Source organism: Agreia sp. Leaf244 (assembly GCF_001422695.1).
Classification (GTDB): Bacteria; Actinomycetota; Actinomycetes; order Actinomycetales; family Microbacteriaceae; genus Agreia.
Genome location: NZ_LMLX01000007.1, coordinates 16,780 through 29,155, shown reverse-complemented (window position 1 = coordinate 29,155; position 12,376 = coordinate 16,780). Strand labels below are relative to the sequence as shown.

The following is a 12,376-nucleotide window of genomic DNA, read 5'->3' as shown; positions in this document are numbered from 1 at the left end:
TCAGGACGAGGCGCGAGCCCGAAGAACGCGGTAGCCCTTGTTCGTGGCGGCTCGAGTCACCTGGAGATCGTTGGGGAACTCCGCCTGAAGCCAGCGCTGCAGCGAGTCGGAGCCGAGGTTGCGCTGCACGACGAGCCAGGCATCCGACCCGGTCTCGAGCCGGGGGAGCCACGTCTTCATGATGTTGTGCAGCTCGGCCTTGCCGACGCGAATCGGCGGATTCGACCAGATCGTCATGAACCGAACGTCGTCGGGAACATCCGGCGCGAGGACGGCGTTGATATTGGTGAGGCCGAGGCGCTCGGCGTTCGAACGCACCAGATCGAGAGCCCGCTCGTTCACGTCTACCGCCCAGACCTGAGCCCGGGGCGACAGCAGGGCGAGCGTCAAGGCGACGGGTCCCCATCCGCAGCCCAGATCGAGCAGATTGCCGCCGGGCGGGGGAGCCGGGGTGTTGGCGAGCAGCACCTGCGTGCCGGCATCGATGCGGTCGGGGCTGAAGACGCCACCGGCGGTGACGAGCGAGTAATCCGTATCGGCGAGGCGCACCGAGATCTCTCGTGGGATGAGCGGGCTCCCCGGGGTGGCCGAGAAATAGTGCTCATTCGTCATAGAGGGACAGTAGCAAACCGGGAGGGATATCCTTGAGTCAGATGACCGAAAACACTGAAGCAACAACAGAGGCTCGCGACACCGACGACGTGGTCGCGAGAGTGCTCGCCAGGGCGGAGACGCGGGCGGCCGGCTATTCGCTGTTCACCAACTCGGCGGCACAGGCCCTCCAGCGTGACACCACGGGCCGGGAGTCCGGATTCGACGGCGACCAGAGCGAGCGCGAGGACCGCCAGGCGCTTCGTCGTGTCGTGGGTCTCTCCACAGAGCTCGAAGACGTCACAGAGGTCGAGTACAGGCAGCTCCGCATCGAGAATGTCATTCTCATCGGCGTGTACACCCAGGGCAGCCTGACCGATGCCGAGAACTCCATGCACGAACTGGCTGCGCTGGCCGAGACCGCCGGAGCCGTCGTGCTCGAGGGTCTCCTGCAGCGCCGTCCGACACCCGACCCCAGCACCTACTTCGGCAAGGGCAAGGCGCAGGAGCTGCGCGACCTCGTACAGTCTCTCGGCGCGGACACCGTCATCGCCGACAGCGAGCTCGCTCCCAGCCAGCGTCGTGCGCTCGAAGACGTGGTCAAGGTCAAGGTGATCGACCGCACGGCCGTGATCCTCGACATCTTCAGCCAGCACGCCAAGAGCCGCGAGGGCAAGGCGCAGGTCGAACTCGCGCAGCTCGAATACCTGCTGCCGAGGCTCCGAGGCTGGGGTGACTCCATGTCGCGCCAGGCCGGTGGCCAGGTGGGAGGCGCGGGCGCCGGAATGGGATCCCGCGGACCCGGTGAGACGAAGATCGAGCTCGATCGTCGCCGCATCCACACGCGCATGTCGAGGCTGCGCAAGCAGATCGTCGAGATGAAGCCGGCGCGCGACGCGAAGCGGGCGAATCGCAAGCGCAACGCCGTGCCGTCGGTGGCGATCGCTGGTTACACCAACGCCGGAAAGTCGTCGCTGCTCAACAGGGTGACCCGCGCCGGTGTGCTGGTCGAGAACGCCCTGTTCGCCACGCTCGATTCGACGGTTCGCAAGACCACGGCGAAAGACGGTCGGCAGTACACCTTTGCTGACACGGTCGGCTTCGTGCGCAATCTGCCCCACCAGCTCGTCGAGGCCTTCCGGTCGACCCTCGAGGAGGTCGCAGACGCCGACGTCATCATCCACGTCGTCGACGGCGCGCATCCAGACCCCGCGAGCCAGCTCGCGACGGTGCGCGACGTGATCGGCGAGGTCGGGGCGCGGGGCATCCCCGAGATCGTGGCCTTCAACAAGAGCGACCTGATCTCCGACAGCGATCGCATCGTGCTGCGCGGCCTCGAGCCACGCAGCGTGTTCGTGTCCGCACGAACCGGCGAGGGCATCGCAGAGCTGCTCGAGATGGTCGAGCAGGCGCTTCCACGGCCGACCATCACGGTCGACGTTCTGCTTCCGTACGAGCGCGGCGACCTGGTCGCGCTGCTCCACGACCACAACACCGTGCTGAGCACCGACTACGAAGAAGGCGGAACCCGGGTGCGCGCGCTCGTCAACCCGGAGTACGAGCAGGCCCTCGAGGAGTTCGCGGTCGCCCACTGACCCGCAGAACCCACGAGGTCTCCCTCAGACCGAACACCGAGAGAGGGCCCCCGGCGAATGATCGCCAGGGGCCCTTTCTGTGTGAACGGGGAGTCGCGTCTGCGTCTGCCTCAGCGAACCGAGCGAAGAACCGACACGACCTTGCCGAGCACCTGTGCATGGTCGCCCACGATCGGTTCGAAGTTCGAGTTGCGGGGCAGGAGCCACGTGTGGCCGTCGCGCTGCCTGAACACCTTCACGGTCGCCTCGCCGTCGAGCATGGCCGCAACGATGTCGCCGTTCTCCGCCGTCTGCTGTGACCTGACCACGACGAAGTCTCCGTCGCAGATGGCGGCGTCGATCATGGACTCTCCCACGACCTTCAGCATAAAGAGGTCTCCGCTGCCCACGAGCTGGCGGGGGAGAGGGAACACCTCCTCGACCTGCTGCTCCGCCGTGATCGGAATACCTGCGGCGATCCGACCCACCAGAGGCACAAGGGCCGCGTCGCCCATGGGTGCCGAGGACTCGGACTGTTCGCTGGTCTCCGTGACCGAATCGGGCGTCGGGACGTCGATCAGCACCTCCATGGCGCGTGGCCTGTTCGGGTCGCGCCGAAGGTAGCCGCTCAGTTCGAGCTGGTTGAGCTGGTGCGTGACGCTCGACAGCGACGCCAGGCCGACGGCGTCTCCGATCTCCCGCATGCTCGGCGGATATCCGCGCTGACTGACGGAGCGCTGCACGACCCCGAGGATGGCCAGCTGCTTCTCCGAGAGACTCTTGCGTCGTCTCGTTCCACGTTCCGTGGTCATTTCTCCTGCTTTCCGGGCGGGTCGTTTGCGGGTGTGCCGGTCGCCGTCGACGAGCGATGTCGGTGGCTGCTGATGCACTGTCGGTGGCTGGTGATGCAATTCATATCGACAGTCGAAACTGTATCCAACTCAGGGTGCAAACAAAACACATGTTCGAGTGTGTCGCGATATTTCTCGGCTTTCGAACTTGATCTATCGAACATTCGAAGCTATATTCGGAACACAGCTTCGTATCCGGTGCTCCCGGCCGAGCACCGGATACGAATTTCTCCTGGAGGTTGCCATGACCGCTCTACCCGCTCCCACGACGAACACCGTCCACCTGCGCATCACGCGCCGTGGTCGCATCGTGCTCGCGGCGCTGGCGTCGCTTCCCCTTGTGGCCGCCCTGGTCGCCCTGGCCGTGTTCGGTGCGAACAGCGCCGTCGCCAGCGGCGCCGAGTCGTCCGCAGCCTCGCAGTCGTTCGACTACGTCACGGTGCAGGCAGGCGAGACCCTGTGGGGCATTGCAGAAGAGATGGCGCCGACGGCCGACCCGCGCGATGTCATCGCAGACATCGTGAGCCTGAACCAGCTTCCTTCCTCTGAGGTTCAGCCGGGCCAGCGTCTCGCCGTTCCCAGCAAGTACTGATCACCGTCGGCGCCGGGGCGCGTGGCACGGTGGAGTAGTCGCACTAAAATCGTCGAGTGACCTCTCTCGAAGACCTCCCGATCCGTGACGACCTCAGGGGCAAGTCCCCATACGGCGCACCTCAAAAGCACGTGCGCATCGAGCTGAACGTCAATGAGAACACGCACCCGATTCCCGAGCCGGTTGCACGAGACATCATCGAGTCCCTCGCCCGTGCGATTCTCACGATTAATCGATACCCCGATCGCGAGTTCACTCAGCTTCGCGACGGCCTCGCAGAGTATCTCGGGCACGGTCTGACCCGAGACAACATCTGGGCCGCCAACGGATCGAACGAGATCCTGCAGCAGATCATGCAGGCCTTCGGCGGGCCGGGCAGGTCGATACTGGGCTTCCCGCCCACCTACTCGATGCACTCCATCATCGCCTCGGGAACGGGTACGACGTGGATCGGTGCTGAGAGAGACGCCGACTTCGAGATCTCTCCGAGCACGGCGGTCGCGGCGATTCGCGAACACGATCCCGACATCGTGATCTTCTGCTCCCCGAACAATCCCACGGGCACCCCGCTGTCGCTCGACACCATCGAGGCCGCCTACGACGCCACAGACAAGATCGTCATCGTCGACGAGGCCTACGCCGAGTTCGCGCCCGCCGGTGCGCCATCGGCGCTCACTCTGCTGCCGGGCCGTCCGCGACTGATCGTCTCCCGAACGATGAGCAAGGCGTTCGCGTTCGCGGGTGCGCGGCTCGGCTATCTGGCCGCCGACCCCGCGATCGCGGATGCGCTGCGCCTCGTTCGGCTTCCGTATCACCTGTCGTCGCTGACGCAGGCGGCGGCGGTGGCCGCGCTGCAGCACTCCGCCGAGATGCTCGCGATGGTCGACGACATCGCGCACGAGCGCGATCGCATCGTCGAGCGACTCGCCGAGCTGGGCTACCACCCCTGGCCCACGTGGTCGAACTTCGTGCTGTTCGGGGGCGTCGAGAATCCGCCGGAGGTCTTCGAGACCCTGCTCGAGAAGGGCATCATCATCCGCGACCTGGGCATCCCCGGTCACCTGCGGGTGAGTGCGGGCACGCACGCCGAGACCACGGCCTTCCTCGACGCGATGGCCGCGCTGTCCTGACTCAGGGCTCCGCCTGTCGGCAAGAACGGCAGGTGCGGCGCCGTCGTCGGTAAACTGGAGACATGGCACACCCTTCCCGCACCGCCCGCCTGCAGCGTGCGACCAGTGAATCCAGCATCGACCTCTCGCTCGACCTCGACGGCACCGGCGAGAGTTCGATCTCGACCGGGGTGCCGTTCTTCGACCACATGCTCACGGCTTTCGCGAAGCACTCCCTCACCGACCTGACAGTGACGGCGACCGGCGATATCGCGATCGATGTGCACCACACGGTCGAAGACATTGGAATCGTTCTGGGCACGGCGATCAAGCAGGCCCTCGGCGACAAGTCGGGAATCTCGCGGTTCGGCGACGCCCTGGTGCCCCTCGACGAGGCCCTCGTGCAGGCTGTCGTCGACATCTCCGGCCGGCCGTTCCTCGTGCACACCGGGGAGCCTGCCGGCTTCGAGTTCCACCTCATCGGCGGCCACTTCACCGGATCGATGGTGAGGCACGTCTTCGAGGCGATCACATTCCACGCAGGTCTGACCGTGCACGTCACGGTGCTCGGGGGTCGTGACCCCCACCACATCGCCGAGGCCGAGTTCAAGGCATTCGCCCGCGCCTTCCGCCAGGCCAAGGCCTTCGACTCTCTCGTCTCGGGAATCCCGTCGACCAAGGGAGCCCTGTGACCCGCAAATCCGTCGTCGTCCTCGACTACGGCAGCGGCAACATCCACTCCGCGGCCAAGGCGCTCGAGAGGGCGGGAGCGGATGTGGTGCTGTCGCGCGATCGAGCGCGCGTCATGGAGGCCGACGGCCTGTTCGTTCCCGGTGTCGGAGCGTTCTCCGCGGTGATGGAGCAGCTGCGCAGCGTGCGCGGCGACGAGCTCATCGACCGGCGACTGGCCGGCGGACGCCCCGTTCTCGGAATCTGCGTGGGCATGCAGGTCATGTTCGACCGCGGGGTCGAGCGAGGTGTCGACACCGAGGGGCTGGGCGAGTGGCCCGGCGCGGTCGATCAGCTGCCCGCCGAGATCCTGCCCCACATGGGCTGGAATCTCGTCGACGCGCCGAGCGAGTCGGTGCTGTTCGAGGGCATCCGCGACGAGCGGTTCTACTTCGTGCACTCCAATGCCGCCCAGCAGTGGCTTCTTCCCCCTCAGCCTCCGCTGCCCGCCCCGCGCGTCACGTGGGCCGACCACGACGGCCGGTTCATCGCCGCTGTCGAGAACGGCCCCCTCTCGGCGACCCAGTTCCACCCCGAGAAGTCAGGCGAGGCGGGACTGCGCCTGCTGCGCAACTGGATCGCGTCGCTCTGACCCGACACCGATTTCGTCGGGTCCACCAGAATCGTTAAGATCGCACGGGGTGTCCGCACGTGCGCCTGACAGAGACCAGAAGGACGCCATGAGCGAGTTCAGCACCAAGACCCCCGCCCTCACCCTGCTGCCGGCCGTCGACGTCGCGGGCGGCAAGGCCGTGCGGCTCACGCAGGGCAAGGCGGGCACGGAGACGAATCACGGCGACCCCGTCGATGCCGCGGCCGACTGGATCGGCCAGGGTGCCGAGTGGATCCACCTCGTCGACCTCGACGCCGCCTTCGGGCGGGGAGACAACCTCCACGTCATCAAGCGCGTCATCCACGCGGCCAAGGGCGTGAACGTGGAGCTCTCCGGCGGCATCCGAGACGACCGCAGCCTCGAGACCGCCCTCGAGACAGGAGCCAAGCGCATCAACCTCGGCACCGCGGCGCTCGAGAACCCCGAATGGGCGGCCAGCGTGATCGCGAGCTACGGCGAGGCCATCGCCGTGGGTCTCGACGTGCGGGGCACCACGCTTGCCGCACGGGGATGGACCGAGGACGGGGGAGACCTGTGGGAGGTCCTCGCCCGACTCGAGGAGGCGGGCTGCGCACGGTACGTCGTGACCGACGTCACCAAGGACGGCACTCTCAAGGGGCCGAACGTCGACCTTCTCAAGCAGGTCATGGAGCGAACGGACCGCCCGGTCGTGGCGTCCGGCGGCATCTCGAGCCTCGACGACATCGCGGAACTCCGGTCCCTCGTCTCCCTCGGACTGGAAGGGGCGATCGTGGGTCGCGCCCTGTACGCGGGGGCCTTCACCCTCGCGGAGGCGCTGGACGTGGCATCTGACTGAGCATCCGGGCGAGCATGCGCACCACGACGCCGGGGCGACGGACTCGGCGGGCCAGCCGTGGGCCGGCCGCTCGTTCGACACGAACTTCTTCGCCGGCGACTCGGGGGATGCGCCGGAGCGGCTGATCGAGGCGCTCCGCCGGTTCCGCGCGTCGGAGCTCGATCAGCGGGACGTGCTCGACGCCGTGCGCGATGTGCGCCTGCTGGTGCCGCTCGTCGCCCACGCGGGGGAGACGGGCCTCGATTCGCACGGCCGCCGTATCGATAAGACCCAGGAGCTCTCGCTCGTCACGGTCAGCGCGCCGGACGGACGTCGGGTGCTCCCGGTCTTCACCTCCACCGAGGCCATGACGGCCTGGAATCCGGCGGCCAGGCCCATACCGGCGTCGGCCCGCCGTGCAGCCCTCGCCGCAGCGGGAGAGGACACGCCGCTCATGGTGCTCGACGCCACGAGCGACACGGAGTTCGTGTTCCGTCGGCCGATGCTCAGGGCCATCGCCGAGGGAACCCCGTGGGTTCACCCGGCCGTCGACCCCGCCATCGTCGCCGAGGTCGAGCGGTCGATCATCGGTGTGCCGGCCGTCCGTGCCGTACGGCTCGTAGACGGCGATCCGGATGCCCGGCTGTCGGGCCCGCAGGTCGTCGTCGAGCTGGGGCTCGTGCCCGGCCTGACGCGCCCGGAGCTCGACGAGGTGCTCGCCGCCCTGCAGCAGCGCTGGCAGCTCAGCGAGCGCATCGCCGATGGCGTGGATTCGCTGGGCGTCAGGCTCGCCGAAGCCCGCTGAGCCTGCCGGTCAGTTGACCGGGCCGGTGAGCTTCTCCCCGGGGCCCTGGCCGACCGCATCCGGAATCGCCGATGCCTCGCGGAACGCGAGCTGCAACGAACGGAGACCGTCGCGAAGACTGCGGGCGTGCTGGTCACCGATCTCCGGCGAGGCGCTCGTGACGAGCCCCGCGAGGGCGATGATGAGCTTGCGCGCCTCATCGAGGTCGATCTGGTTCTCGGGATCGTCGGCGAGTCCGGTCTTGATGGCGGCGGCGCTCATCAGGTGCACGGCCGTGGTGGTGATCAGTTCGACCGCGGGCACCTCGGAGATGTCGCGCGTGGCGGAGGATGCCGAGTCGTCGTATGCAAAGCTCATGATGCGAGTCTAGGTCGCCCGCGACGCCGGACTATGCCGTCGGCCGTTCCTCTGCTAGTATCTTCAAGGCTCTGGGGAACATGTACGCCCCCAGTACGAAAAGTGGAGAATCTCCCACCCGCACACCGCTTCAACAGGTTACCGGGTAGATTGCACTCCGCTCCGGGTCAGAAGATTGATCCGGGGTAGACAGGGTGCGGTGCACGACACGGCGATCGCCGAGGATGTGCGCAGATTATTCAAGGTTCGTGGCTGCGTTGTCACCTACGATCGCGCTGCCGAGCCCGGTGCCCAGACATCAACCGTCTGTGGGCGCCGCACCAGCGATTGAAGGAGTAACGCATCAGCGATCCCCGTACCAACGACCGTATCCGGGTTCCCGAGGTCCGCCTCGTCGGACCGGCCGGTGAGCAGGTCGGCGTCGTCAGTATCGACGTCGCACTCAAGCTTGCCCAGGAGGCAGACCTCGATCTGGTTGAGGTGGCCCCCAATAGCAAGCCGCCCGTTGCCAAGATCATGGATTACGGCAAGTTCAAGTACGAAGCTGCGCAGAAAGCCAAGGAAGCACGCCGCAACCAGGCGAACACGATCCTCAAAGAGGTTCGATTCCGTCTGAAGATCGACGTGCATGACTACGAGACGAAGCGCAAGCGCGCCGAGGGATTCCTCAAGGCGGGCGACAAGGTGAAGGCCATGATCCTGTTCCGAGGCCGCGAGCAGTCGCGACCCGAGCAGGGAGTCCGCCTCCTCCAGCGCTTCGCCGAAGACGTGTCCGAGTTCGGCACCGTCGAGTCGACGCCCACGATCGATGGCCGCAACATGGTCATGGTCATCGGGCCCCTGAAGAACAAGTCCGAGGCGAAGGCCGAGGCGAATGCCCAGCGGGCCGCGTCGAAGTCCCGTCCAGGTGCAGACGAAGCGGCGGACGAGACCCCCGAGGTCGCGTCACCGGCTGCAACAGACACCGTCACGGCAGACTCTGCCGAGACGAAGTAGCACCCCACATACCGAGCACGTCCCAAGGAGATATCAATGCCCAAGATGAAGACCCACTCCGGGTCCAAGAAGCGCTTCAAGGTCACCGGCACCGGCAAGCTCATGAAGCAGCAGGCTGGAATGCGTCACAACCTCGAGGTCAAGTCGGCGAAGCGCAAGGCTCGCCTGAACCAGGACCAGGTGTTGGCTCCGGCCGACTCGAAGGTCATCAAGAAGCTTCTCGGCCTGTAGTCGCCGACTCCACACGGAATAAGGAATTAGGAAATGGCAAGAGTAAAGAGGGCCGTCAACGCCCACAAGAAGCGTCGGGTCATCCTCGAGCGCGCCAGCGGTTACCGCGGACAGCGTTCGCGCCTGTACCGCAAGGCCAAGGAGCAGGTCACCCACTCGCTCGTCTACTCGTACCGCGACCGTCGTGCCCGCAAGGGTGACTTCCGTCGCCTGTGGATCCAGCGCATCAACGCTGCGTCCCGCGCGAACGGCCTCACGTACAACCGCCTGATCCAGGGTCTCGGCCTTGCGGGCATCGAGGTCGACCGTCGCATCCTGGCCGACCTCGCCGTTCACGAGCCCGCCACCTTCGCGGCGCTCGTGGAGAGCGCTCGTGCCGCCCTCCCCGCCGACACGTCGGCGCCGAGGACCGCAGCCTAATAAGCTGTAGGGAGCATCCACGTTCCCTGACCCGAAAGAGGTCGCATGTCCCTCCTGGATAACCCGCGGTCGCCGCGGGTCCGGGCAGTGGCAAAACTCGCCAAGAAAGGAGCCCGGTCTGAGACCGGGCTCTTTCTCTTGGAGGGGCCACAAGCCGTTTCCGAGGCGCTGACCTTCGCGCCCGACCTCGTCGTCGACCTGTTCGCCACGCCGTTCGCCCTCGATCGCTACGCCGACATCGGCGCCGCGGCAGAGCAGGCCGGTGTCGAAGTCGAGTTCGTGACCGAGACCGTTCTGCAGGCCATGGCCGACACGGTCACGCCGCAGGGGTTCGTCGCCGTATGCCGGCAGTTCCCCACTGCGCTCAAAGACATCTTCAGCGCGTCGCCGCGTCTGATCGCCATTCTCGAAGAGGTGCGCGATCCCGGCAACGCCGGAACGATCATCCGGGCCGCCGACTCGGCCGGCGCCGACGCCGTGATCCTCACGGGTCGCAGCGTCGATCTCTACAACCCCAAGGTCGTGCGTTCCACGACGGGGTCGCTCTTCCACCTGCCTGTCGCGGTGGAGGCGAGCCTCGCCGACGTGCGCGCACGGGCCACGGAAGCAGGCATCCAGATTCTCGCCGCCGATATCAAGGGCGACGACATGCTGACGGCCCGCAACTCCGGCGTTCTCGACGCGCCGACGGCGTGGCTGTTCGGCAATGAGGCGCGGGGCCTGAACGACGAGGATCTGGCCCTCGCGGACCACGCGATCTCGGTTCCCATCTACGGCCAGGCGGAGTCGATGAACCTGGCGACGGCAGCATCGGTGTGCCTCTACGAGAGTGCTTTCGCACAGCGCAGCGAGTGATTCCGGCGCAGGAGAGCGCGCCATGAGAGCGATCACGGTTGGGTAACCGTCGACCGTCCGACACACGCCGGTAACACGAGGTCCCCTACTGTGGGGGTCATGGACTCAACCAACACCGATGGCCCTGTCAACGACGCGGTGGCCGGTCCGGCGACGTCGAACATCTCCGTTCGTCGGGGTGAACCTCTCGTCGTCCTCACAGATGTCAACAAGCACTACGGCGAACTCCATGTTCTGAACAACATCAACACGGTCGTCAATCGTGGCGAGGTCGTGGTGGTGATCGGCCCCAGCGGATCCGGCAAGTCGACGTTCTGTCGCGCCATCAACCGGCTCGAGACGATCGATTCCGGCAGCATCACCATCGACGGCAAGGTCCTTCCCGAAGAAGGCAAGGCCCTGGCCCAGCTGCGTGCCGACGTCGGCATGGTGTTCCAGTCGTTCAACCTCTTCGCCCACAAGACGATCCTCGAGAACGTCACTCTGGCCCCTATCAAGGTGCGCAAGCTGTCGAAGAAGGCGGCCGAGGCGCGGGGCATGGAGATGCTCGACCGCGTCGGCATCGCGAATCAGGCCAACAAGATGCCGGCCCAGCTCTCGGGCGGGCAGCAGCAGCGCGTCGCCATCGCGCGATCGCTCACGATGCAGCCGAAGCTCATCCTCATGGACGAGCCGACGAGCGCGCTCGACCCCGAGATGATCAACGAGGTCCTCGACGTGATGGTCGGGCTCGCGAAAGACGGCATGACCATGATCGTCGTCACCCACGAGATGGGCTTCGCGCGCAAGGCGGCCGACCGCGTCGTCTTCATGGCCGACGGCCGCATCGAAGAAGAGACGACCCCCGAACAGTTCTTCACGAACCCCCAGTCGAACAGGGCGCAGGACTTCCTGTCGAAAATACTCGACCACTAAACATCGGTGGTCGGGCACGCAGCATACGGAGAGAGGTACGAAACCGATGAGAGCATCGAAAAAACTGAGCATCGCCGCGCTGGCCGCGGCGACCATGATCGCCCTGGCCGGATGCGCCGGGTCGCTCGATGAGGCCGAGACCACCACGACGCCGGAGCCGGCACCCACATTCGCCGCCGGGTCGACCATGGAGCGCCTCGCGGAGTCGGGCACCATCACGATCGGCACGAAGTTCGACCAGCCGCTGTTCGGCCTCACCGACATCGACGGAACCCCCAAGGGCTTCGACGTCGAGATCGGCAAGCTGATCGCCGCGAAGCTCGGCATCGCCGAAGACAAGATCGTCTGGAAAGAGGCCGTCTCGGCCAACCGCGAGCCCTTCATCCAGAACGGCGAGGTCGACATCGTGGTCGCCACCTACACGATCAACGACAAGCGCAAAGAGGTCATCTCCTTCGCCGGTCCGTACTACGAGGCCGGCCAGTCGATCCTGGTGAAGGCCGACAACGACGACATCAAGTCGGAGAAGGACCTCGTCGGGCAGCCGGTCTGCTCCGTGACCGGCTCGACTCCTGCAGCCAAGCTCACCGAGATCGGTGCGGAGCCGCTGCTGACCGACACGTACACGAACTGCCTCGAGCCCCTCCGCGGCGGCCAGGTCGTCGCTGTCTCCACCGACAACGTGATCCTTGCAGGCCTCGCGCAGCAGAACGAGGGTCAGTTCAAGGTCGTCGGCAAGCCGTTCACCCAGGAGCCCTACGGCATCGGACTGGCGAAGGACGACACCGACTTCCGCAACTTCATCAACGACGTGCTCGAGGAGTCGTATGAAGACGGCAGCTACGAGGCCGCGTGGGATGCCACGGCGGGCGAGGTCCTCGAATACGTGGAGCCGCCGGCCGTCGACCGGTACTGATCCACAGCCTGCTCGGAGGGCCGGCC

16 protein-coding genes are annotated in these 12,376 nt (G+C 66.2%); 13 read left to right on the top strand and 3 right to left on the bottom strand.

Annotated elements, in window-relative coordinates; translation table 11 throughout:
• A complete protein-coding gene (locus ASF06_RS17695; protein WP_055950178.1) occupies positions 1 to 612 on the bottom strand; it encodes a class I SAM-dependent methyltransferase in 612 nt (203 codons plus the stop codon).
• 41 nt (positions 613 to 653) lie between these two features.
• Between ASF06_RS17695 and hflX the strand changes: the two genes are divergently transcribed.
• Entirely contained in the window at positions 654 to 2,186 is a 1,533-nt protein-coding gene (hflX, locus tag ASF06_RS17690) for a GTPase HflX (RefSeq protein ID WP_055950175.1), read from the top strand.
• Positions 2,187 to 2,296: 110 nt separating this feature from the next.
• On the opposite strand, the gene lexA is transcribed toward hflX, so the two are convergent.
• Positions 2,297 to 2,977: a transcriptional repressor LexA gene (lexA, locus tag ASF06_RS17685; RefSeq protein ID WP_055950172.1), complete on the bottom strand. Its 681-nt coding sequence runs from the start codon at positions 2,975 to 2,977 to the stop codon at positions 2,297 to 2,299.
• Between the two features lie 283 nt (positions 2,978 to 3,260).
• Here lexA and ASF06_RS17680 point away from each other — a divergent pair, with 283 nt between their 5' ends.
• The 6 genes from ASF06_RS17680 to ASF06_RS17655 all read left to right on the top strand — a co-directional run bounded on the left by ASF06_RS17680 (position 3,261) and on the right by ASF06_RS17655 (position 7,660).
• Positions 3,261 to 3,608 (top strand): LysM peptidoglycan-binding domain-containing protein, encoded by a 348-nt coding sequence (locus ASF06_RS17680; protein WP_055950169.1) that lies wholly within the window; start codon positions 3,261 to 3,263, stop codon positions 3,606 to 3,608.
• A gap of 56 nt (positions 3,609 to 3,664) precedes the next feature.
• Positions 3,665 to 4,738: a histidinol-phosphate transaminase gene (locus tag ASF06_RS17675; RefSeq protein ID WP_055950166.1), complete on the top strand. Its 1,074-nt coding sequence runs from the start codon at positions 3,665 to 3,667 to the stop codon at positions 4,736 to 4,738.
• 62 nt (positions 4,739 to 4,800) lie between these two features.
• Positions 4,801 to 5,409, top strand: a complete 609-nt coding sequence (hisB, locus tag ASF06_RS17670; RefSeq protein ID WP_055932084.1) for an imidazoleglycerol-phosphate dehydratase HisB — start codon at positions 4,801 to 4,803, stop codon at positions 5,407 to 5,409.
• Complete coding sequence (hisH, locus tag ASF06_RS17665; RefSeq protein ID WP_055950162.1) at positions 5,406 to 6,038, top strand: imidazole glycerol phosphate synthase subunit HisH; 633 nt, start codon at positions 5,406 to 5,408, stop codon at positions 6,036 to 6,038. Before hisB ends, hisH begins: the two co-directional genes overlap by 4 nt.
• A gap of 88 nt (positions 6,039 to 6,126) precedes the next feature.
• Positions 6,127 to 6,876 (top strand): bifunctional 1-(5-phosphoribosyl)-5-((5-phosphoribosylamino)methylideneamino)imidazole-4-carboxamide isomerase/phosphoribosylanthranilate isomerase PriA, encoded by a 750-nt coding sequence (gene priA / locus ASF06_RS17660; protein ID WP_055950160.1) that lies wholly within the window; start codon positions 6,127 to 6,129, stop codon positions 6,874 to 6,876.
• Positions 6,869 to 7,660, top strand: coding sequence for an SseB family protein (locus ASF06_RS17655; RefSeq protein ID WP_055950157.1), 792 nt, complete (start codon positions 6,869 to 6,871; stop codon positions 7,658 to 7,660). The genes priA and ASF06_RS17655 overlap by 8 nt, the downstream gene beginning before the upstream one ends.
• 9 nt (positions 7,661 to 7,669) lie before the next feature.
• Here the strand turns inward: ASF06_RS17655 and ASF06_RS17650 are convergent, their stop codons facing one another.
• On the bottom strand, positions 7,670 to 8,017 hold the full coding sequence (locus ASF06_RS17650; protein WP_044443027.1) for a DUF1844 domain-containing protein: 348 nt from the start codon (positions 8,015 to 8,017) through the stop codon (positions 7,670 to 7,672).
• 342 nt (positions 8,018 to 8,359) lie between these two features.
• On the opposite strand from ASF06_RS17650, the gene infC reads away from it, so the two are divergent.
• From infC to ASF06_RS17620, 6 genes are all read left to right on the top strand, one after another.
• A complete protein-coding gene (gene infC / locus ASF06_RS17645; RefSeq protein WP_200920416.1) occupies positions 8,360 to 9,013 on the top strand; it encodes a translation initiation factor IF-3 in 654 nt (217 codons plus the stop codon).
• A 36-nt stretch (positions 9,014 to 9,049) separates the two neighbouring features.
• The gene (gene rpmI, locus ASF06_RS17640; RefSeq protein ID WP_044443028.1) at positions 9,050 to 9,244 is read left to right on the top strand and encodes a 50S ribosomal protein L35; all 195 of its coding nucleotides are present in this window, start codon (positions 9,050 to 9,052) and stop codon (positions 9,242 to 9,244) included.
• 33 nt (positions 9,245 to 9,277) lie between these two features.
• The gene (gene rplT / locus ASF06_RS17635; RefSeq protein ID WP_044443029.1) at positions 9,278 to 9,664 is read left to right on the top strand and encodes a 50S ribosomal protein L20; all 387 of its coding nucleotides are present in this window, start codon (positions 9,278 to 9,280) and stop codon (positions 9,662 to 9,664) included.
• A gap of 45 nt (positions 9,665 to 9,709) precedes the next feature.
• Positions 9,710 to 10,519, top strand: a complete 810-nt coding sequence (locus tag ASF06_RS17630) for a TrmH family RNA methyltransferase (protein ID WP_055932098.1) — start codon at positions 9,710 to 9,712, stop codon at positions 10,517 to 10,519.
• Positions 10,520 to 10,618: 99 nt separating this feature from the next.
• Positions 10,619 to 11,434: an amino acid ABC transporter ATP-binding protein gene (locus ASF06_RS17625; RefSeq protein WP_055932100.1), complete on the top strand. Its 816-nt coding sequence runs from the start codon at positions 10,619 to 10,621 to the stop codon at positions 11,432 to 11,434.
• A 46-nt stretch (positions 11,435 to 11,480) separates the two neighbouring features.
• Entirely contained in the window at positions 11,481 to 12,350 is an 870-nt protein-coding gene (locus ASF06_RS17620) for a glutamate ABC transporter substrate-binding protein (protein WP_055932103.1), read from the top strand.
• Positions 12,351 to 12,376: the final 26 nt, after the last annotated feature.

What these genes read in the sequence shown, in the direction of transcription:
- ASF06_RS17695 (WP_055950178.1), bottom strand. Translation starts at nt 612, where the DNA reads ATGACGAATGAGCACTATTTCTCGGCCACCCCGGGGAGCCCGCTCATC.
- hflX (WP_055950175.1), top strand. Translation starts at nt 654, where the DNA reads ATGACCGAAAACACTGAAGCAACAACAGAGGCTCGCGACACCGACGAC.
- lexA (WP_055950172.1), bottom strand. Translation starts at nt 2,977, where the DNA reads ATGACCACGGAACGTGGAACGAGACGACGCAAGAGTCTCTCGGAGAAG.
- ASF06_RS17680 (WP_055950169.1), top strand. Translation starts at nt 3,261, where the DNA reads ATGACCGCTCTACCCGCTCCCACGACGAACACCGTCCACCTGCGCATC.
- hisB (WP_055932084.1), top strand. Translation starts at nt 4,801, where the DNA reads ATGGCACACCCTTCCCGCACCGCCCGCCTGCAGCGTGCGACCAGTGAA.
- priA (WP_055950160.1), top strand. Translation starts at nt 6,127, where the DNA reads ATGAGCGAGTTCAGCACCAAGACCCCCGCCCTCACCCTGCTGCCGGCC.
- ASF06_RS17650 (WP_044443027.1), bottom strand. Translation starts at nt 8,017, where the DNA reads ATGAGCTTTGCATACGACGACTCGGCATCCTCCGCCACGCGCGACATC.
- rpmI (WP_044443028.1), top strand. Translation starts at nt 9,050, where the DNA reads ATGCCCAAGATGAAGACCCACTCCGGGTCCAAGAAGCGCTTCAAGGTC.
- rplT (WP_044443029.1), top strand. Translation starts at nt 9,278, where the DNA reads ATGGCAAGAGTAAAGAGGGCCGTCAACGCCCACAAGAAGCGTCGGGTC.
- ASF06_RS17630 (WP_055932098.1), top strand. Translation starts at nt 9,710, where the DNA reads ATGTCCCTCCTGGATAACCCGCGGTCGCCGCGGGTCCGGGCAGTGGCA.
- ASF06_RS17625 (WP_055932100.1), top strand. Translation starts at nt 10,619, where the DNA reads ATGGACTCAACCAACACCGATGGCCCTGTCAACGACGCGGTGGCCGGT.
- ASF06_RS17620 (WP_055932103.1), top strand. Translation starts at nt 11,481, where the DNA reads ATGAGAGCATCGAAAAAACTGAGCATCGCCGCGCTGGCCGCGGCGACC.